Source organism: Rhizobium sp. SVR5-2C, from assembly GCF_056755115.1.
In genome coordinates this window covers 41179-61168 of record NZ_JBNDHT010000003.1, presented here as the reverse complement: position 1 = coordinate 61168, position 19990 = coordinate 41179, and the positions used below count along the sequence as shown (strand labels likewise).

Annotated in this window: 14 protein-coding genes and 1 pseudogene; 5 read left to right on the top strand and 10 right to left on the bottom strand. The window is 62.1% G+C overall.

Annotated elements, in window-relative coordinates:
- Positions 1-51: 51 nt before the first annotated feature.
- Positions 52-678 carry a DUF922 domain-containing Zn-dependent protease gene (locus ACPYOI_RS01595; protein WP_481414943.1) on the top strand — a complete coding sequence of 209 codons (627 nt, stop codon included), beginning with the start codon at positions 52-54 and terminating at the stop codon, positions 676-678.
- 283 nt (positions 679-961) lie between these two features.
- Here the strand turns inward: ACPYOI_RS01595 and ACPYOI_RS01590 are convergent, their stop codons facing one another.
- Positions 962-1282, bottom strand: a complete 321-nt coding sequence (locus ACPYOI_RS01590) for a 2Fe-2S iron-sulfur cluster-binding protein (protein WP_168831108.1) — start codon at positions 1280-1282, stop codon at positions 962-964.
- Positions 1283-1496: 214 nt separating this feature from the next.
- Positions 1497-1865: an Hpt domain-containing protein gene (locus ACPYOI_RS01585; RefSeq protein ID WP_481414942.1), complete on the bottom strand. Its 369-nt coding sequence runs from the start codon at positions 1863-1865 to the stop codon at positions 1497-1499.
- Between the two features lie 464 nt (positions 1866-2329).
- Between ACPYOI_RS01585 and ACPYOI_RS01580 the strand changes: the two genes are divergently transcribed.
- Positions 2330-8524, top strand: coding sequence for an apolipoprotein A-IV repeat region-like domain-containing protein (locus ACPYOI_RS01580; RefSeq protein ID WP_481422495.1), 6195 nt, complete (start codon positions 2330-2332; stop codon positions 8522-8524).
- A 110-nt stretch (positions 8525-8634) separates the two neighbouring features.
- Here the strand turns inward: ACPYOI_RS01580 and ACPYOI_RS01575 are convergent, their stop codons facing one another.
- Positions 8635-9429, bottom strand: coding sequence for a class I SAM-dependent methyltransferase (locus ACPYOI_RS01575; RefSeq protein ID WP_481414940.1), 795 nt, complete (start codon positions 9427-9429; stop codon positions 8635-8637).
- A gap of 102 nt (positions 9430-9531) precedes the next feature.
- On the opposite strand from ACPYOI_RS01575, the gene ACPYOI_RS01570 reads away from it, so the two are divergent.
- Positions 9532-10605: an AraC family transcriptional regulator gene (locus ACPYOI_RS01570; RefSeq protein ID WP_481422494.1), complete on the top strand. Its 1074-nt coding sequence runs from the start codon at positions 9532-9534 to the stop codon at positions 10603-10605.
- On the opposite strand, the gene ACPYOI_RS01565 is transcribed toward ACPYOI_RS01570, so the two are convergent.
- Positions 10593-11585: a L,D-transpeptidase family protein gene (locus ACPYOI_RS01565; RefSeq protein ID WP_481414938.1), complete on the bottom strand. Its 993-nt coding sequence runs from the start codon at positions 11583-11585 to the stop codon at positions 10593-10595. The genes ACPYOI_RS01570 and ACPYOI_RS01565 overlap by 13 nt on opposite strands.
- A 141-nt stretch (positions 11586-11726) precedes the next feature.
- Between ACPYOI_RS01565 and ACPYOI_RS01560 the strand changes: the two are divergent.
- Positions 11727-12547, top strand: a pseudogene (locus tag ACPYOI_RS01560) (alpha/beta fold hydrolase).
- 128 nt (positions 12548-12675) lie between these two features.
- Here the strand turns inward: ACPYOI_RS01560 and ACPYOI_RS01555 are convergent.
- Genes ACPYOI_RS01555 through ACPYOI_RS01540 form a run of 4 tightly spaced genes read right to left on the bottom strand, consistent with a single transcriptional unit; the run spans position 12676 to position 16718 of the window.
- A complete protein-coding gene (locus ACPYOI_RS01555; protein ID WP_168831103.1) occupies positions 12676-13290 on the bottom strand; it encodes an ABC-type transport auxiliary lipoprotein family protein in 615 nt (204 codons plus the stop codon).
- Positions 13291-13319: 29 nt separating this feature from the next.
- Positions 13320-14690 carry an MlaD family protein gene (locus ACPYOI_RS01550; RefSeq protein ID WP_481414937.1) on the bottom strand — a complete coding sequence of 457 codons (1371 nt, stop codon included), beginning with the start codon at positions 14688-14690 and terminating at the stop codon, positions 13320-13322.
- 3 nt (positions 14691-14693) lie between these two features.
- Positions 14694-15542, bottom strand: a complete 849-nt coding sequence (locus ACPYOI_RS01545) for an ABC transporter ATP-binding protein (RefSeq protein WP_168831101.1) — start codon at positions 15540-15542, stop codon at positions 14694-14696.
- A 9-nt stretch (positions 15543-15551) separates the two neighbouring features.
- Positions 15552-16718 carry an MlaE family lipid ABC transporter permease subunit gene (locus ACPYOI_RS01540; protein WP_481415000.1) on the bottom strand — a complete coding sequence of 389 codons (1167 nt, stop codon included), beginning with the start codon at positions 16716-16718 and terminating at the stop codon, positions 15552-15554.
- A gap of 100 nt (positions 16719-16818) precedes the next feature.
- On the opposite strand from ACPYOI_RS01540, the gene dgcA reads away from it, so the two are divergent.
- The gene (dgcA, locus tag ACPYOI_RS01535; protein WP_481414936.1) at positions 16819-17802 is read left to right on the top strand and encodes an N-acetyl-D-Glu racemase DgcA; all 984 of its coding nucleotides are present in this window, start codon (positions 16819-16821) and stop codon (positions 17800-17802) included.
- On the opposite strand, the gene ACPYOI_RS01530 is transcribed toward dgcA, so the two are convergent.
- On the bottom strand, positions 17754-18974 hold the full coding sequence (locus tag ACPYOI_RS01530; protein ID WP_481414935.1) for an MFS transporter: 1221 nt from the start codon (positions 18972-18974) through the stop codon (positions 17754-17756). The genes dgcA and ACPYOI_RS01530 overlap by 49 nt on opposite strands.
- 143 nt (positions 18975-19117) lie before the next feature.
- Complete coding sequence (locus ACPYOI_RS01525; RefSeq protein WP_481414934.1) at positions 19118-19975, bottom strand: UDP-2,3-diacylglucosamine diphosphatase; 858 nt, start codon at positions 19973-19975, stop codon at positions 19118-19120.
- Positions 19976-19990: the final 15 nt, after the last annotated feature.

Sequence of the window (19990 nt, the reverse complement as noted above, 5' to 3'; positions counted from 1 at the left end):
GGGTGCCTATGCCCCAAGCTCGGTCAAACTTCAACACGGGTAGCGTCAAGAATGCCTTCTGCTTCGCGTTATATGCGTCTCGTGCTTGCTTTTTCCATGACGCTTGCGCTCTGCAGCCAAGCCGCGGCCGAAGTCATTGCGACTAAGACTTATTCCTACTTCGATATCCGTGGAAGAACGGCAGGCCAGCTCGATGACGAACTGAGCCGGCGCGGACCAACCGCAAGCGGCTCGTCGGCCCGTCATCCAGGCGCCACCAAAATCCGCTTCAGCGGCGAGGCAAGCTACGTCCAGAAGAACGGCCGCTGCCGCCTCGCCAGCGCGAAAGTCGTCGTTCACACGCAGATCATCCTGCCACGCTGGCGAAACCGCCGGGGCGCAAGCAAGGAACTGTCGATGGTCTGGGATGCGCTCTCAAGCGACATCAAGAGACACGAGGAGCGTCACGCGGAAATCGCCCGAACGATGGCACGCCGCATGGAGCAAAGGATCCGTTCGCTGCCCGCCCAGCGCAGCTGCGAGGCCATGCAGGAGCTGGTCTCGGAGGAATCCGGCCGCGGAATAGAAGAGCACGACAGGTTGCAGGCGCAATTCGACCGCGTCGAGGCCGTCAATTTTGAGCGCCGGATGATGCGTCTGCTCAGCAACCGAATCAATGCGTCGGCGCGCAGGAATTAGCCAAATTTCGGGCAAGGGCCGCTCGGAACTGTGTGCTATACAAGCAACCCTGTGTAAAAAAAGCCCACGTCCTCCACAGCCTCTCGGCATAATGGGATATGCGACTCAGCCGCCACGCGCTAATATGAACACATACGAAAGTTTAGACGGGGTACGCCTGATCTTTCGTATTGGTTCTCCTGGCGCGTTGTAAGCCGCGGGCGGTCCTCCCTCGTCCGATTGGTTATGCGCCCGCCTCGCCTCGCTCGTCCGTCTGGCGTGCGAGGCTTCTTTTTGAAGCCGATCAGGCCTGCCGCTCGGGCACGTGCACGGTCAGCCCGTCGAGAGCCGCCTTCATCCGGATCTGACAGGAAAGCCGCGAGCTCGGACGGACGTCAAAGGCGAAGTCGAGCATATCCTCTTCCATCGGTTCCGGCGGGCCAACGCGATCCGTCCACTCATCGTCGACGTAAACGTGGCAGGTCGCGCAGGCGCATGCGCCGCCGCATTCCGCTTCGATGCCCGGCACCGAGTTACGCACGGCATTTTCCATCACGGTGGAGCCTTGGTCAGCATCCAGCTCGAAGCGCGTGCCGTCAAAGGCGACGATAGTCAGTTTGGGCATGTTGTTTTCCGGTAAACGTAGAGGGGAGGATCAGAATTTTTCTTCCAACAAATCTGATAGGCAGTCAACATCGACCGCCTTCACGGTTTAATTCCACATTTAAAAACGACAGGCTTTTCCGTTTGCGCCATGCAGCTGGTCACAAAAAGACCGCCGCTCCGGCATGGAGCGGCGGACAGAGCGCCCGACAATTCTCAGCTCTATAGGTCAGGACCTAGCGGCTGAGTTTCAGAATGAAGTTTTCAGCCTCCACGATGGCGGCCCCGACCGCGGCCATGTTGGCCGCATCGCTGCAATCGGCCTCGAGCTTGTCCGCCGCAGCAGACACCCGGAAGGCACCGACCGAGCTCGCTGCGCCTTTCAAACGATGGGCTACGGCTGCCATGCTCTTCGTGTCGCCTGAAGACAGCTTCTGCAGGCAAGCGCGAGCCTGCCGCGCAAACATCTGCAGGACCTCGGCTTCCAGGGCCTTGTCGCCCATCGTCTGCTTCGCCAGATGAACAAGGTCTATCGGACGGCCTTTTGAAGGGCATGGCCCCGTGGAATTATCCGGCGCCTCGAACGCGATACTGACTGCTGCCATGTGCAAATTCTCCTGTTTCCGACGCCGCCTTTAAAGCCATGCTGCGTTGGGAGAATGGCAGTCGCGTTAAATTTCGGGACAGTTCGGAGGGAATTCTCGCGCTATGGTTAACGGCCGTTAAACATGCTGAAATTATCGGATTTTCCGCCTCTCCTAACGTTAAATGATGTTAACAACATGTTAACGAGTAGCGCTTGGCAAGGGTTCGTTAATTGTCTCAGCAGGCCGGATGTGTCACTACGATACTCGTATAGTAAGTTTCTGGTACGTGCCTTTGCGGCCTAAGTGGATAGTGGTAATGTTTTGATACCGTCCGTTTGCAAAAGCGGCTATCTACTCTGAAATGACATGCTTATCCGTGCCTCGGTGGGGGGTGGAAAGCGTCAGAGGCAAAGGTTAGATCCGGGCGCGGCGCTGTCCGGAAATGCGGCTGAACCGGCTGAGATGTAACGAGGCGTAACCGAATGGCGAACAATAAATATAGCGAGTCGATCGAGGACAAGGCGTTCCAGGCACTGGACGAAGCACTCCAAATCGACTTCAGCCAGCAAAGCGCACCGCCTCGCGGCGGCAAAACGCCCAACCCTCCGGCAGCCAAAGCATCGGACACGCCATCTGCCCGCAGCGATCAGTCCGAGCAGAGCCCGCGCCGCCCTGGCCGCGGCGCCCGGCCCCCCGAGCCGCCTGCGCCACGTTCGCCGGCGTTGGAGCCGGCAAACGACGCCAACCGCATGACCGCCGCCACCATCCTGAAATCGCTGGACGGCGGCTCGACGCGTCCGGCCGTCCGCAACGCGACGCTCGTCTCGCTGCTTTGGATCGTCGGCGGTCTCGGTCTGATCGCCCTGCTCTACTCCCCGCAGATCTGGCAGGTCCGTTCGCTCTCCGATCTCGTGGCGTTGCCCGGCGTCGTTGCCGGGATCGTCGGCATCGTCGTGCCGGTCCTTCTGTTCTACGCTTTTGCGATCATGATTTCGCGTGCCCAGGACATGCGCAATGCGGCCCGCTCGATGGCGGAAGTCGCTCTTCGCCTTTCCGAACCGGAAACCATCGCTTCCGAGCGCATCATGACCGTGGGCCAGGCCGTTCGCCGCGAAGTCTCCGCCATGAACGAAGGCATCGAGCGTACGATCGCGCGCGCCTCCGAGCTCGAGACGCTGGTTCATTCCGAGGTGAACGCACTTGAGCGCAGCTATGCCGATAACGAGCTGCGCGTGCGCGGCCTGGTGCACGAACTCGGCTCCGAGCGTGAATCCATCATCAACCATGCGGAACGCATTCGCAGCTCGATCGTCGGCGTCCACGATCAACTGAAGGAGGACCTCTCGCTTGCCACGGAGGAAATCGCCGTCCGGCTGGCGACCTCCGGCGAGGCCTTCGCCTCGATGATCGACACGCGCGCTGCAACGCTGACCGAGAAGTCGGAAACGGCGATCCAGTCGCTCGGGACGCTTCTCGCGGCCAAGACCGATTCGCTGCTGCAGACACTGACCTCGTCCGGTTTTGCGCTGGCTCATGAATTCGACACGCGCCTGGAATCGCTCACAACCAGCCTTAGCGCGCATGGTGAAAAGCTGATTGGCCAGTTCCAAACCCGCGCCTCCACGATGGACAGCACCGCCGAGAAGCTGAATGCGGCCTTGAACGAGCGCGCCCGCCAACTCAACGACATCCTGATTGCCCGCACCCGCGAAATCAACGACAGCTTGACCGGCGGTGAACGCGACATCACCGGGGCGCTTGACGACGTGCTCGCCAAGCTCAACGCCACACTCGACGAAAAAGGTGCAAGCTTCCGTCAGAGCCTGCAGTCCACTGCCGATGAGGCGATCATGGACCTCGACCTGCGCTCCGGCTTCTTCGACGAGCGTCTGCAGGCAACCGTTGGCCAGATGTCGACGGCGTTCGACGAGCGGGTGGCGGAATTTACGAACGCCTTCGATAAGCGCACCGGTTCTCTCGATGCCAAGCTGATGGAAAGCCTCGCCCGTATCAACGAGACGCTCGCAGGCGGATCGGAGTCGATCGACGGCATCCTCAATTCCAGCATCGAGCGGCTTGGCGCTTCGATCACCGATCAATCCTTCGCTTTGGCAACGGCGCTGAGCACCAGCCAGGAAGTTCTCGAAGGCGCGCTCGGCAACAGGGTCAACGAGATCTCCGAGGCGCTCTCCACGCGCACCGGCGAGATCACCACAGCCCTGCGGGCGGCGACCGGCGATATCTCCGAGGCGCTGACCTCCGGCGTTTCCGAGCTGCATGGCAGCCTTTCGGGCCGCACCAGCGAACTGACCTTTGCGCTGCAGAGCGCCAGAGAGGAAATTTCCGGAGCCCTGGCATCCGGCACGTCCGAACTACAGACGAATCTCTCGAGCCGTACCAGCGAACTGACGTCCGCGCTGCAAAACGCCAAGGGAGACCTCTCCGAGGCTCTCGCATCCGGCACCGGCGAACTACAGGCGAACCTTTCGAGCCGCACCCGCGAACTGTCCTCCGCGCTGCAGAACGCCACCGGCGATATTTCGCTGACGCTTGCCACCGGCACGTCCGAACTGCACAACAATCTCGCCGCACGTTCCACGGAATTCCGTGAAACCCTCCTTTCGACGACGTCCGATCTCACCGCTGCGGTATCCGCCGGCACGGAGCAGATCACCTCGGCATTCGGCCGCGCCGACGAGCTCAACGACGTGATCTCCCAGCGCGCCGCAGCGATTACGCAGGCGCTGGATTCTGCCCATGAGCGCATCGATGGCGTCATGGTCGAGCGCAGCAATGCGCTCGTCGACGCCCTGTCCAGCAACCACGACCGCCTGACCGACGCCCTCGATGAAAAGACGATGGCGCTTGCCATCTCGCTCGACGACAGCCAGAGCCGCTTCGACAATGCGCTTGAGGCGCGCACCAACGCGATCCTCGACACGGTTGCGGGCGTCGAGGCACGGGTTGCCGGCGCCTTCACCGACAAGACAGACGCGATCCGCAGCGCGTATACGGAAAATCAGGACAGGCTCGAACGTTCGCTCGGCCAGCACGCGGAAGCGCTTTCCTCCACGCTCACGCGCAACAGCGACCGGCTGGAGACGTTGACGGGCGAAGCGGCTGCGCGGATGGAAACGCTGACCAGCGAAGCAGCCGACCGCCTCGACGGCGGCCTTGCCTCCGCCCACGAGCGCATCCGCGCAACGCTCGATGACCGTTCGAACGCGATCAACCTTTCGCTCAACGAAGCGCATGCTCAGATCCGTGACACGCTGTCCGACCAGGCGATGACCATCAGCGCCTCCGTCGCGGCAAGCGCCAGCATGCTCGAAATGTCGCTGGAAGATCACGAAGCTTCGCTCCGCCAGACAATCGACAACAGCGCCAAGTCGCTGGACGAGCGGCTGCGCGAAGGCGTCGGCCAGATCGCCGGCCGCTTCCAGGACGCGGCGGGCGAAATCTCGCGTTCCGCAGAAACCTTTTCCACGCATCTCGATCAGTCCATCGATGGCATGACGAGCCGCTTTGCCGAAACCGGTTCGCGCGTCGAAGCCGGGCTCACGGCTCTCGAAAACCGCATCCGCGACGGCGTCGGTGGTGTCGCCGAACAGGTAGACGCCGCAGGCCTGCGGCTGTCCGGGACGCTCACGGAGAGCATTTCGCAGTTGCGCGAACTCGGCGACGATGCCGCGCTGCGCGTTACCACCGTGCTGGAGAGCACCAGCGATACGCTCGCCAGCGCAATCGATGAGCGCACAGCGCGTCTGGCAACAACGATCGACGAAAGCGCGACAACCCTGACGACCGCCGTCGACGAGCGCGCGGCAAATCTCACGGCGTCGCTGGACGATCGTGCGGCAAATCTCACACAATCGCTCGACGAGCGGGCTGCACAATTCACCGGATCGCTTGCCGATCGCACCGCAAATCTAACGGCCTCGCTCGACGAGCGCACCGCCAATCTCACCGCTGCACTTGACGATCGGACGACGGGCCTCAAGACGTGGATGGACGAACGTGCCGAAAGTCTCGCGTCTTCGCTCGACGAGCGGACGGCAAACCTTGCTCTGGCCATGCATCGCGGCGGCGAACATCTGGACGAACGCCTGTCCACAATGGATCGCGCGCTGACCCAGGGCCTCAACGCGGTGAACCAGACGATCGAGGGCAAGGCCGCTGGCCTCGCATCGACGCTTCGCACCGCCGTCGCCGACGCTGCCCAGGGCATGGACGCCGAAGCCGCACGCACGGCAGAACTGATGGCCCGTACCGGCCAGCAGTTCACCGAAGGCCTCGATCAGAGAAGCGGCGAGTTCGCGCGTGCCATGGACGAGCGCTCCGAACATATCGTCAGCCGCGTTTCCGAGGCACAGAACCGCCTTGCAAGTCAGGCTGCCGCCGTCGCCCAGACTTTCTCCGAAGCGGGCAATGCGATCGTCAACAAGGTCGCCGAGGCCGAGGGCCTCGTCAGCGGCCAGGTCAACGCCATCTCGCAGGCCCTGTCGGACGCACAGTCGTCGCTTGAAACGCGCGGTACCGCGATCCGCACGACGATCTCCTCCGCCAGCGACGAGATCGCTGCAAAGATGGCGGAAGTCGATCGCGCCCTTGAAGCCCGCGGCAGCGCAATTCGCTCCGGCCTGGAAGAGCGCGCTCGCGAGATCGACACGACTTTGACGGATGTCGAAAAGGCGCTGGAAGCCCGTGGCAATACCATCCGCTCGACACTCGACGAACGCACTCGCGAACTCAACTCGATGCTTGCCGGCCGCTCCTCCGAGCTGTCGCGCCTCATCGACGAGACCGCTCGTCCGATCATCGAGCGCTATTCGGAAACCGGCAAGGAAGCGGCGGCCCGCATCGCGTCTGCCGCAGAGCAGAGCGCAGAGCGCCTGCGCGCCGAAAACGCCGCACTTGCGAATGCGATCGTGGCACGTACGGAGAGCGCGGCCACGGCGGTCAACGCAATTGAAGGCAGCCTGCTTGCAAACGTCAACACGCTGATCGAGCGCCTGTCCGAAAACAGCGCCTCGATGGCGCATATGATGAACCGCGCGGCAGAAGATCTGACCAACGTCGACGGACGGCTTGGTGAAACCACCGCGCGCTTCACCGACTCTGCGTCCAAGGCTGCGGAAATGGTATCAGCCTCCACCCGCCTTCTCGAAGGCAAGGTCGACCGCCTCTCCAACATATCGGGTCAGACGCTCGCGCAGGTCGGCGGCATCGTCAGCCGCTTCGACGAGCACTCGAAGGTGCTCACCCAGGCGTCGACCCTGCTCGGCGCTGCGCAGTCGAACCTGGTCTCGACACTGGAAGAACGCGAAGGCGCGCTCCAGAGCCTGTCGGTCAGCCTCGTCCAGCGTTCCGAAGACATCGAGAAGACGATGCATGCGCTCTCGGGCATGGTCGAAACCGCCTTCGAACGCGCCGAACAACGCGCCAACCAGGTCGCCGGCAATCTGCGCCAGGGCGTGCAATCTTCCTTCGCCGATGTCGGCCGCGTGCTCTCGGAGACCGAAAAGCGGGCCGAGGAAGCCGCCGCCGCGCTGCGCAATACCATCGCCAAGGCCGGCGAAGAGGCGAACGCTGCTATCGAAGGAACCTTCGGCGGTGCTGAACGCCGCTCGAACGAGTTGTCGAACCGCCTTCGCGGCGGCCTGACGGCATCGCTCTCGGAGGTCGAGCGGATGCTCGGCGAGGCGGGCCGCGCTTCAGATGGCGCCTCCCAGAAACTCCGCGAATCGCTCCGCGAGGCCGTCGACGAGGCGATTGGCCGCTTCTCTGGCGCCACCGAGGAAATTCGCCGCTCGGCCGGCGAGATCCGCAAGGAACTCGACATGACGCGCAGCGAGCTGAAGCGCGGTGCATTCGACCTTCCGGAAGAAGCCAAGGAAAGCGCAGCCGCGATGCGTCGTGCCGTTGCCGAGCAGATCAAGGCGCTGCAGGACATCTCGCAGATCGTTGGCCGCTCCACGCAGCAGCTCGAAATCTCCGAGCCGGTCGCACGCGCGGCAGCCCAGGCCCAGCCCGCTCCGCGTCTGGCACCGGCGGCGCCACAACCGGCCCCACCCCCGGCTCCGGTCCGCCAGCCGATCGAGGACGGCTTGACGCTTCGCGGCACGATCGCGCCGGCAAGCCCGGCCGCACCCGCTCCGCAGCGCGCCGCACCGGCGCCGGCCACGCCTGCCCGCCAGGAAACCGGTGGCTGGATCAGCGATCTTTTGCGGGGCGCCTCGCGTGACGAAGCCGCTCAGGAAACGCCTGCGGCCCGTCCTGCTGCTCCAGCCCCCGCCCCGGCACAGCGTGCCAGCGACAACCGTAATCCCCGGCACGTCGTCGAATCGTTGAATTCGCTCTCGGTCGATATCGCCCGCGCCATCGATCACGATGCCTCGGTCGATCTCTGGCGCCGCTATCAGCGCGGCGAACGTGACGTCTTCACGCGCCGCCTCTACACGCTGAAGGGCCAGCAGACCTTTGATGAGATCAAGCGGAAGTACGACCGCGAGCCGGAATTCCGGACCGCCGTCGATCGCTATATCGCCGATTTCGAGAAGCTGCTCTCCGACGTCGCCCGCACCGATCGCGACCGCACCATCACCCAGTCCTACCTGACCTCGGATACCGGCAAGGTCTATACGATGCTGGCCCACGCCGCGGGCCGCCTGAGCTAACGGTAGCAAAGCGAAAGATTGCTGCAGAAAGGGCCGCCTCTAGGCGGCCCTTTCTCTTTGCGAGATCATGTGGCCGCGCACCTAGCGAGCTGTGTCCTCAAGGTTCGAGGCTAAGATTTGTGCACCTTGATGATCAGCGACGGCATGTCGAATTCGATCGTGCCGCCACTGGTCACGAAAGGCCTGAGCGCCGTTTTCGCCTCCTTGAGGAGCTGCTCGAACTGTTCGTCGGTCAGCACGCCGCCGAGCGTCCATACGCAGGCGCGTTCGGTCGACACCAGTGCATCAATCGACCTGAAGCGGACCTTTCCATTACGCTGGACGATCTCCGCGCCCGGTATACCCGCCCCATTGCAGATTTCACGCAGTCTCCCGGCGTCGCCGAGGCTGAAGGGCGCGCGGAACGCATCCCCCACCTCCTTGCCGAACAGCCTGTCGAGCAACGGCGCGAAGGTGCCGTATCCCGGCGAGTTTTCGACCGCATCGCACACCGCAACGGCCAGACGGCCCCCCGGTTTCAGGACCCGCATCATCTCGGCAAGCGCCTTCGGCTTGTCCTCGAAGAACATCAAGCCGAACTGGCTGACGACGGCGTCGAAGCTGTTGTCCGGCAAAGGCAGTGCCTCGGCCACTCCTTCGATCCATTCGATCGCCACCGGCTTGCGGCGCGCAACCGCCAGCATCTCCGGATTTGCGTCGAGCCCGACAACCGAGCCCGAAGGGCCGGCGATCTCGGCTAAGGCCAGCGTCAGGGCGCCTGTACCGCAAGCCACGTCCAGCACGCGGTCCCCTTTCCGCACCCCGACTTCCGCGGCGACGACCGGCCCCCATTGCGCAAACAGCGCCGGCACGAAATGGGCGTCGTAGATCTCGGCCGGACCGCGCACCTTCTCAAGTGTCGTCATAGCTTCCTCCACCTTGAAATTCAGGCAGCCGCACATCCGGTGGATATGCCGGCGGGGATAGGATACTCTCTAAGCATGGTCCAAGGCCATGACCGGACGTCTTTGTCGCTTGCCGTATCGTCCAAGATGCTCGATGCGGGGCGGTCAGATGGCGCTTCTTCGGAGGTGAAGCCGGCTGCCGGGGACAGACCGTTCGGCGCCGACCCGCTTTCGGACGTCCTGGGTACCGTCAAGCTGACGGGCGCGCTGTTCTTCCTGGTGGACGCGTCGTTCCCCTGGGGCGTGGCGGTGCCGCCGGCGCGGGCGTTTTCCTCCATCATCCTGCCGCGCGCCCAGCATATCGTGTCCTATCACATCATCCTGAAAGGCTCCGGCTGGGCCGGCATTCCGGACGTCACCTCCACGTCGTTCGAGGCCGGTGACGTGCTGGTGCTGCCGCATGGCGACCCCTATTCGATGCTCAGCGAACCCGGCCAGCCGCCGGAATTCGACGCCGAAGCGACGATGGATTTTTTCCGGGCCATGGCGGCGGGCAGGCTGCCGTTCGTGGCCAGGGAAGGCGGCGGCGGCGAGCCGCGCTGCGAATTCGTCTGCGGCTTTCTCGGCTGCGATATGCAGCCCTTCAATCCCCTGCTCTCGACCCTGCCGCGCCTCCTGCGGATCAAGCGGTCGCACGACGGGCGCGAAGGTCTCTTGAGCAGCCTCATCGACCTCACTCTTGCCGAGGCGCGCCGGGCGCGGATTGGCGGCGGCTCCATCCGGATGAGACTGAGTGAACTCATTTTCGTCGAGGTGATGCGCCGATATCTGGAGAACCTTCCGGCTCATGAGACCGGCTGGCTCTCGGGCCTGCGCGACCCTCAAATCGGCAAGGTCCTGATCATGCTCCACGAGCAGCCCGCATATCCGTGGACGCTGAACGAGCTGGCAAGCCGCGCCTGCATGTCGCGCGCCGCCCTCGCGGCCCGTTTCACCCATCTCGTCGGCCACGCCCCGATGCAGTACCTAGCGCTCTGGCGTATGCAGATTGCCGCGCGCCTTCTTGGCGACAGTTCCATGAAGGTGGCCGCCGTGGGCCGTGAGATCGGATACGAATCCGAGGCTGCCTTCAGCCGGGCGTTCAGGAAGACCGTGGGCGTCTCGCCCGCCGCTTGGCGGGGCCCTTACATGGGGTGATCGGTGAACTCGACCTTCACGCCGGTCTTGACCATCCCCGCCAATTCCTCCGCATCCCAGTTTGTCAGGCGAACGCATCCGTGCGATCCGGCCTTGTCGATGAGGGACGGTTCCGGCGTGCCGTGGATCCCGTAGGTTGGCTCCGTCAGATCGATCCAGACGCTGCCGACGGGTCCGTTGGGGCCACCGGGCAGCTTTAGGACCTTCCTGTTTTTGCCTTGCTGGAAGTTGACTTTGGGGTTGTAGGTGTAGGTGGGCATTCGAACGACGCCCTTGACCTTGTGCATGCCAGAGGGCGAAGGCGTCTCTTCGCTGCCGATCGTAGCGGGATAGACGGCAAGCAGCTTGCCATCTTCAGCAAAGGCCAGGACTTGCCCCGCTTGCCTGCGAGCTTCTATCCGCTTGACCTTACCCTCCCTCGCGACGCCGGGCATCGCGACCTGCACAGTCCCTCCGACGGCAAATGCCGAGCCCGGATTGAGCGCCTTGAGAAGGTCGATGTCCATATGAAACCGCTCGGACAGTTTCTCCGCGACGCTTGTATATCCGAGGCGCTTCATCTTTGCTTGCTTTGCGTAGTCTCCGGGAATGCGATCGACGAGACCCCTGGCATCGTCTTCCGAGATGACATAAGGCTGGATGACAGGCCCATCGTTTGAAAGTCGACCGATCACCGCGGGGTCCGGCTTTCCGTCAACCGGAAGACTCTGCATGGCCTCAAATCCGGCAATCGCCTTGGTGACATTCTCGCCGTAGAAACCGTCGATTACCCCAGGAGATGAACCGGCGCGGTCCAGAAGAACCTGGAGATGAACGATGGCGGGATCTGGTCGGGGCGCGGCCTTGGGCGGCCGCTCCGGCGAAATCGAGGCGATCGAAGCATTGTTGATGGCGTCCGGCTGAAGCTCCTGAGCACTGGCGGTGCCATAGAGGACCAATGTCAGTGATGCTGCGATGAGAGTCCTGTTCATCATGAACATCAAAGCCGCAGCGGCCGAACTTGTTCCGCCTGATGGCTTCGGGCATTCGGATCAACCTTGACCTCCGCAGATGTCCAAAGCGGGCGCCAACAATCGCCACAGTCGCGTCAATAATACCAGGTCAGCCTTGAAGGTGAACGTGTGGTTGAATTGATTTCCCAAGAGCACTTTTCAGCACTGAAGCGGACCGTCGTGCTTCCCGGCGGGCTCCGGCTTGCCTATTTCGAGATGGGCGACCCCAACGCCGTGCCCGTCCTCCTGCTCCACGGGTTTACGGACAGCGCGCGAAGTTGGAGCCTCACGGCGCCGTATATGGGGACGGGCTTTCGCGTCGTTGCGCCGGACCTGCGCGGCCACGGAGACTCCGACCGGCCTGAGGGCTGCTACACGATTCCCGAGATGGCGAATAATGTGCGGTTGCTGATAGAGGCCTTGAGCCTCACACCCGCCCACGTGGTCGGCCATTCGCTTGGCGGACGGCTTGGCCAAGCGGTCGCTGAGCGGTGGCCCCATCTCGTCCGCAAGATCGTGCTGATATCGACCTCCGCCGCGTTGCGCGAACGTCGGGGCTGGTTGTGGGAAAACATCCAGATGCTCCGCGATCCAATCGATCCCGAAAGCACATTCATCCATGAATGGTGTTCCGGGCAGTTACGGTCGACGAGAGTTTCCTCGCCCATATGAAACGCGAGAGTGCCGCACTGCCGTCACGAATCTGGCATTCGATTTACTACGAGCAGCTTGCCTATGATCCGTCAGCGCTTCTGCAGGATATTTCCGCGACGACGCTCATCCTATGGGGCGAAGAGGACATGATCGCGACTGAGGAGCATCAGGCCCGGATGAAAGATGCAATCGTTGGTGCGGAGTTCGTTTCCCTTCCCGGCCACGGCCATAACCTCCATTGGGAAGCCCCCGAAAAGGTGGCCGGCTTGATCCGGGGATTTCTGGAGCATCCGTGACAGGGCCTGGCGCGAAGCCGTCGTGTCAAACCGGCTCCTGTACGGAAATGTATCCATCTTTCATGACCGGAAGCGCTGCATTTCGCACGGCTTCAAGCATATGCCGAAAGAAAAAGGCCATCACCGCCTCAGATCGAGGTCAATGTCCAATTAACGATCTGCCCCGTCACCGCCGCGAATGCGCGGTCGAGCGCCTTCACATATCCTTCGCTCGAGCCGCCGCCCGCCGGCGTTGCTGCACGGAAGACCCTCTGCGCGCGGACGGTGCCGTTGCGGTCATTGAGGATCATCGCCGAAATTTCAACAACTGCCTGGTTGCCGGCGCCCGCGTCGATCTCGAAGGAGCGTATTTCGGTGACGACCTGATAATCGATCGCAAGGCCCTGCCCCGGCTTGCCGACGCCGCCGAGTTTGCCCGAGTTCTGGTAGGCCTCGACGAGCTTCGACTGGACCATGCGAGGCAGGCTGTCGCTCCACTGCGAGCGCGCCAAATACTGGATCACGGAAGGAGAGACACGGACAACGATCTGATCGCTGTTCAGCGGCTTCAGCGCCGTCGGCTCCTGCACGAGAATTTGGCTTCGCCTGGCCGCCGGCCCCTCACCGCTGACAGGCGCTGACAGATCAAAGGTGTCATTCTTGGCAGCTGTACCGCAGCCGGTCACTGCTAGCGCCACCAACGGCATAAGGATTGCGGTCCTCGCCAGCAAGGCACGGCACGCCCACACATGCGATACGCCCATATGCTACCTCTGCTTCCTAAATATCCATGTCAACGGCGCGTCCGGCCGTCATATTGCTTCACTGTATCGCCGCCAAAAATGAGCCGCTGCGGAGAGCGGTCGAAATTGCTGATCGCATCGTTGAGATTCTGCACCGTCCGGCGGGCATCGTTGACGAGCGCCTGCACGTCGCCCAGCCCGCCGCCCGAGAATTTCTGCAGATTGTCCGCGATCGGACCGATGCGGGCATTCAGATTGTCCGCCACCTTCTTGAAGGATTCGAGTGTTGTGCGCGCTTCCGCAAAGAGCGACTGCGAATTGTCGGTGCCGAGCATCGCGTCGAGCTTGATCAGGATGCCGTCGACGCGGGTGGAAGCCGAGTTCAGCTTGTTCGCCATCTGCGAGACGTCCTGGATCGTCTGGTCGATATCTTTCTGGTGCGCCGACACCGTATTGGCAACGTCGCGGATGGAAGCGACCGCAACGCGCGCGTCCTTGGTCGTTTGCGCGATATCCTCAACCGACCCCTTCACCTTGGCGGGATCGATCTGCGCGATCAGCGTATCGACGCGGTCGAGCGTCGTCTGCGCCTTCTTGCCGAAGTCGTTGAAGGTCGTCGCCGTCTCGTTGAACCTCTGAACAGCACCCTTCAGATCGCCCGACGCATTGGCGATGTCGGTGCTGACCTTTTGGGCGTTCGTGAGGATCGTATCGATCTTTTTGGCATCAACGGCCTTCACGAGCCCCTCGATCGCGACAAGGGTTGAATCGACACGGCCGGAGACGTTGCGCACGGTCTCCGAAAGCTGACCGACACTCTGCAGGAAGGAATCGATATTGCCGGAATTCTTCGCCAGTGCATCGGAGAAGGTTTCCGCATTCTGGAGCGTTTTCGTGAGCGACGGGCGGGCATCCTGGACAAAAGTCTGAATCTGGCCGATCGCGTCATTTGCGCGGTCGAGGATCTTGTCGGCCGTCGCCAGCAGGTTCGTCACGCTAGACTGGTCTGCGACGATCACCGCGCGCTGGCCGGTTTCCAGCGACTTCTTCAGGATGTTATCTTCGCCGACCCTGCCGCCTGAGAGCTCGATATAGGCCGCTCCCGTCAGGCCCTGGATTTCAAGGATTGCCTTGGTGGACGGATAGATGGGGGCGTCGACGCGCACTTCCGTGAACGCAAGCGAATATTGCGGATCGTCGGCGTCGATCGACAGCGACGTCACGGAGCCCACCTGAATACCGTTGAAACGCACCGGCGAGCCGACGCTGAGGCCGTTCGCGGAACCCGGAATGCGAACCACGAGCTCCGCCATCGGACCGCTCCGGCCATACTCCGCCATCCAGTAGACGAAGCCGAAGGCGGCAGCGATCACCAGAACGGTGAAAAAACCGACGATTGTGTAATTCGCTCTCGTTTCCATCGTTTACTTCCCGCTGCCGTGTTCGGCGCTCTCGGCGCGGCCAGCTGCGTTTTCTCCTTGCGGTACGATCGCGCGCGCGCGCTTACCCTTGAAATAGGCCTGAACCCACGGATCGTCATAGGCCAGCATATCTTCGATCGTTCCCTCAACCATTACTCGCTTGTGTCCAAGCACGGCAATACGGTCGCAGACGGAAAACAGGCTGTCGAGGTCGTGGGTTACCATATAAACGGTCAGTCCGAGCGTATCGCGCAGGCGGGCAATCAGCTCGTCGAATTCCGTAGCGCCGATCGGATCGAGGCCGGACGTCGGCTCGTCCAGGAAAACCAGGTCCGGGTCGAGCGCCAGAGCGCGCGCCAGTGCTGCGCGCTTGATCATGCCGCCGGAAAGCTCGGATGGATATTTGTCCGCCGCATCCGCAGCAAGGCCGACGAGCCGGATCTTCAGGTGCGCCAGCTCGTCCATCAGGGATTTCGGCAGATCCAGATATTCCCGCATCGGCACCTGGATGTTTTCCTTCACCGTCAGCGAGGAAAACAACGCGCCCTGCTGGAAGAGTACGCCGAGGCGCATGTCCAGCGCATTCCGCTCGGCCTCGCCGAGCTCATCGAAGTTCTGGCCAAGGATCTTGATCGTACCGGATTGGCGGGGCAATAGCCTGAGGATGGTCCGCATGAGGACGGATTTGCCGGTGCCCGATGCACCGACGAAGCCTAGGATTTCACCGCGGTAGATGTCGAGGTTGAGCTTGTCGAGCACGATCTTCGAGCCAAAGCCAACGGTGACGTCGCGCGCTGACAGCACGATGTCCCGCTCCTTCTTCCCGCCCGGCTCTGGTACCTGCCCGTCCACGCTGAACCCTTAAAAATCGATGGCCGCATAGAACATGGCAAACAGCCCGTCCATGAGGATGACGACAAAAATCGACTTCACGACCGAAGCCGTGACGTGCTGGCCGAGCGATTCGGCGCTGCCTCCGACCTTAAGGCCTTCTACGGCGGCGACAATACCGATGACGAGCGCCATGAACGGGGCCTTGATCATGCCGGAGAGCACGGTCGACAACGTGACCGCCTCGTGCAGGCGCGAAAGGAAGGTCGCGAAGGTGATCCCGGAATAGGCCCAGGCCACCGTTGCCGCACCGAAGAGCGAGGCGAAGTTTGCAAGCACCGTCAGAAGCGGCAGCGCCACCGTCAGCGCCACAAGCCGCGGGAAGATCAGCACGCCTATGGGATTCAGGCCCATGACCTTCAGCGCGTCGACTTCCTCGCGCATCTTCATGGAGCCGATTTCCGCCGTGATCGCGCTGCCCGAACGGCCGGCGATCATGATCGCCGTCAAAAGCACGCCGATTTCGCGAAGCTGGAGGATGCCGACAAGGTCAACGACGAAGACCTCAGCCCCGAAATACCGGAGCTGGAAAGCGCCCTGCTGGGCGATGATGGCGCCGATCAGATACGACATCAGCAGGATGATCGGCACCGCCCGCACACCCATATGATCGATCTGATTGACGATCGAAGCCGGAGAAACGCCACTGCCGCGCCCGAATTTCATCTGCGCGCCGCGCACGGCGGACCCGAGAATATACATCGCAGCCGTGAGGTTATTCCAAACCTCGACAGTCATCTCACCGATCGGCGCGAAAATTTTCTCCGCAATGCCGGTTTTCTTCGGAGCCTCGACTTCCTGCTCCGCCGGCTTTTCGGAAAATTCTTCGATCAGCTCATCGATATGTGGATTGGTTCCCTCGAATCGAACCTTCCGCCCGGCCTCCTCTCCCTGCTGCTTGAGGCGGCACAGCAGCCACACGCCAGCGGTATCGATATCCGTGACGTGGGACAGATCGAGCGTCAGATCGCCTTTGCCGTGGGAAATCTTTTCGAAGTCGCGCAGGACGAGATGGATGTTGGCGCTGCGCCAATTGCCTTCGAGATGAACGCGGCGCTCTCCACCATTGGCTTGGTCGTCAACATACAGAGAGGCGGCGCTGCGGGTCTCGGGCTTCAAAACGCTTGTGTCTTTCAGGGCTTGGGGCGACATTGCCGACTCGCGAACATATCGCTCGCGCCCGGCGCGTTAATATACCGAAAACACCTAGAATTTCCATGCTCGTAGGATTGCAATTATGCCACGCTCGCTCGAAATCGAGATGAACTCATTTCCCATCGCAGGCACCTTCACGATCTCCCGCGGTGCAAAGACTTCGGCGGAGGTGATTACCTGCGTTCTTACCGAAAACGGCAGGCGTGGCTGGGGCGAATGCGTCCCTTACCGCCGCTACGGCGAAACGATGGAAAGCGTGGCGGCACAGATCGAAGCCGCCCGGCCGCTGATCGAGCAAGGCATTTCAACTGAAGACCTGCTGCGCGCCATGCCCCCTGGCGCGGCAAGAAATGCCGTCGATTGCGCGATATGGGATCTGGAGGCCAAGCTTGGCGGGCAAAGCGTCGCCGAACGCCTTGGCCTCGGCTCTCTGCAGCCGCTCACGACCGCCTATACGATCTCGCTCGGGGAGCCGGAGGTCATGGCGGCGCAGGCGCGCGAACATTCGGCAAGGACGCTGCTGAAGGTCAAGGTCGGCACTGGCGACGACGAAAGCCGGATCCGCGCCGTGCGCGACGCCGCACCCGATAGCATCATCATGCTCGATGCCAACGAGGGCTGGCCCGAGGAAACGCTCACGCATCACCTGCGCATTTCCGCCGAAATGAAGATCGCCCTCGTCGAGCAGCCGCTGCCCGCAGGCAAGGACGAAATGCTCGCCTGTATCGAGCGCCCGGTTCTCGTCTGCGCCGACGAAAGCGTTCATCATACCGGCGATCTCGCCAGCCTCCGCGACCGCTATGACGCCATCAATATCAAGCTCGACAAGACCGGCGGCCTGACGGAAGCCCTTGCGATGAAGCGCGAGGCACAACGCCTCGGCTTCCAGATCATGCTTGGGTGCATGGTCGGAACATCGCTTGCCATGGCGCCTGCCGTGCTGTTGGCGCAGGACGTCGAATTCGTCGATCTCGACGGCCCGCTGCTTCTCGCCCGCGACCGCGAGCCGGGGTTGCGCTACACCGCCTCTCTGGTCTTTCCGCCGGAGAAGGAGCTTTGGGGCTGAAGGTAATAGGCCGTGAAGACGAGGGCCATGCCCAAGGCTGCGGCCAGCGCCATGACATAGTAGCTCGCGAGGCCGAGCCAGCTGTAGATATAGCCCGAGGCAAGCGTCATCAGTCCCATCAACATACCGTTGTAGAAGAAGTAGGCGCCTTGGGCGGATGATTCCTGCGTTGCCTGAACCGTGGCGACGATCCGGCGCTGTACACCGGTATGCACAAAGGCATACGTGCAGGAGTGGAAGCACTGCAGGAAGAAGAAGCCGGCAAAGCCCCAATGCATCGGAAACAGGATCCAGCGGCAGATGCACACGGCACAGCCGATCCGGATGAGCGTCCAGGCGCTGAAGCGGCGGTTGAGGTGCTTTGAAACGAAGAAGACCATAACCTCGGAGGCGACGCCGGCGCTCCAGAGAATGCCGACCTCGGTTCCCGAAAAACCAAGCTGGTGCCAGTAGATCGAGGCAAACGCGTAGAGCACCGCATGGCTCGACTGCTGTATCGCGACGCCCCAAAGCAGCACCAGAAGATGCGGCTGCCGGAGCGAACTGCCAGTCGCCGCCGGTATGTCGACTGGCGTGCCGCGCCGTCGCGTCGGCCCGATGCGCGGACAGTAGATCGCCATCAGCATCGTCGCGACGAAGCCGAAGATCATGACCGGCAGCACCATGGAGCCGCCCCAATGGCCGATCATTTCGCCGCCGATCAGCGTCGATGCGATGAAGGCGATCGAACCCCAGACCCGCATCGAGCCATAGTCGAGCCCCCACCGGCGCACGCCGGAAATGACGATCGACTCCACGACCGGCACATAGGGCGCGAAGGTCGCTCCCTGCATCGTGAAGACGATCAGCACCGGCCAGAACGTTGTCGTCCAGTAGAGCGCCACCGCCGTCAGCAACGACAGTCCGCCGGACCAGAGCAACACGTCGGCACGCTCCTTCATGCGGTCGGCATACATGGCAACGATCGGCGCCACGAGAACGCGCACGACCATCGGCACCGCCAGAACGACACCAATTTCATGATCCGTGAATTTGTGGACCGCGAGCCAGACGGGAAAGAAGGGAAGAACGACGCCGTTGACAATCAGGGGGGCGCAGTAAGACAGGGCGCTGAGCAGCCGAAAGCGCGGCGGCGGCCCCTTACCTGTCGGGGCGTTTTGGGCGGGAATCATTGGTTGACCTGTAGGAAACTGTGCGTCACCTAGCACATCAACCTAAGCGCGACTATGGCGAGAAATCGCCTCTCTGAAACGTTTTAGAAAATAAGTAGGGCTGTCGCCGGAAGGCAACGGCTAGATGCCTTCCCAATAAAAAATCAGGCAGCCTGCGGCTCAAGCTTGCTGTCGCGATGCTCGATTGCCAAAGGAATGGCTTGGGCGTCCGTAATGGCCTGGGAGTCCATAATCGAGCGCCAGGTAATGAGTTCGAACGTGCCGTCCTCATGCTCGGCGATCGCCGTGCAGCTCTCCACCCAGTCGCCGGTGTTGATGTAGCGCACGCCGTCCAAATCCTCGATTACGGCATGATGGATATGGCCGCAGATGACGCCGTCAGCACCGCTCTTGCGCGCTTCCTCGGCGACCACGCGCTGAAACTCTCCGATGAAGTTCACGGCATGCTTTACCTGCAGCTTCGCCCAGGCGGAGAATGACCAATAGGGCATGCCCATCCGGCGCCGGATGGCGGCCAGCACGATATTGATGCGGATCGCCATGTCATAGGCCCAATCGCCGAGATAGGCGAGCAGCCGCGCGTTGCGCACGACGACGTCGAATTCGTCTCCGTGAAGGATGAGATATTTCTTGCCGTCGGCTCCATCGTGCATCATGCGCTCAGCCACTTCGATGCCGCCGAAATGCATGCCCGGGAAGTCACGCAGGAATTCGTCGTGATTGCCTGGAATATAGACGACTCGCGTGCCCTTGCGCGCCTTGCGCAGCAGCTTCTGCACCACGTCGTTGCAGACCTGCGGCCAGTACCAGCTCCGCTTCAGCCGCCAGCCGTCGACGATGTCGCCGATGAGAAATATCGTATCGGCTTCGTGATACCGAAGGAAATCGATGAGGAAGTCTGCCTTCGCCGCCTTGGAGCCGAGATGCACATCGGAAATGAAGAGAGTACGGAAGTGTCGGGTATCCATATTGTCTTTCACAGGCGTCCTGCCCGCCCCCATCGTTCATCTGGTCTT

Coding starts and splice junctions, on each gene's coding strand:
- ACPYOI_RS01595 (WP_481414943.1), top strand. CDS start 52: ATGCCTTCTGCTTCGCGTTATATGCGTCTCGTGCTTGCTTTTTCCATG.
- ACPYOI_RS01590 (WP_168831108.1), bottom strand. CDS start 1,282: ATGCCCAAACTGACTATCGTCGCCTTTGACGGCACGCGCTTCGAGCTG.
- ACPYOI_RS01585 (WP_481414942.1), bottom strand. CDS start 1,865: ATGGCAGCAGTCAGTATCGCGTTCGAGGCGCCGGATAATTCCACGGGG.
- ACPYOI_RS01580 (WP_481422495.1), top strand. CDS start 2,330: ATGGCGAACAATAAATATAGCGAGTCGATCGAGGACAAGGCGTTCCAG.
- ACPYOI_RS01575 (WP_481414940.1), bottom strand. CDS start 9,429: ATGACGACACTTGAGAAGGTGCGCGGTCCGGCCGAGATCTACGACGCC.
- ACPYOI_RS01565 (WP_481414938.1), bottom strand. CDS start 11,585: ATGTTCATGATGAACAGGACTCTCATCGCAGCATCACTGACATTGGTC.
- ACPYOI_RS01555 (WP_168831103.1), bottom strand. CDS start 13,290: ATGGGCGTATCGCATGTGTGGGCGTGCCGTGCCTTGCTGGCGAGGACC.
- ACPYOI_RS01550 (WP_481414937.1), bottom strand. CDS start 14,690: ATGGAAACGAGAGCGAATTACACAATCGTCGGTTTTTTCACCGTTCTG.
- dgcA (WP_481414936.1), top strand. CDS start 16,819: ATGCCACGCTCGCTCGAAATCGAGATGAACTCATTTCCCATCGCAGGC.
- ACPYOI_RS01530 (WP_481414935.1), bottom strand. CDS start 18,974: ATGATTCCCGCCCAAAACGCCCCGACAGGTAAGGGGCCGCCGCCGCGC.
- ACPYOI_RS01525 (WP_481414934.1), bottom strand. CDS start 19,975: ATGGGGGCGGGCAGGACGCCTGTGAAAGACAATATGGATACCCGACAC.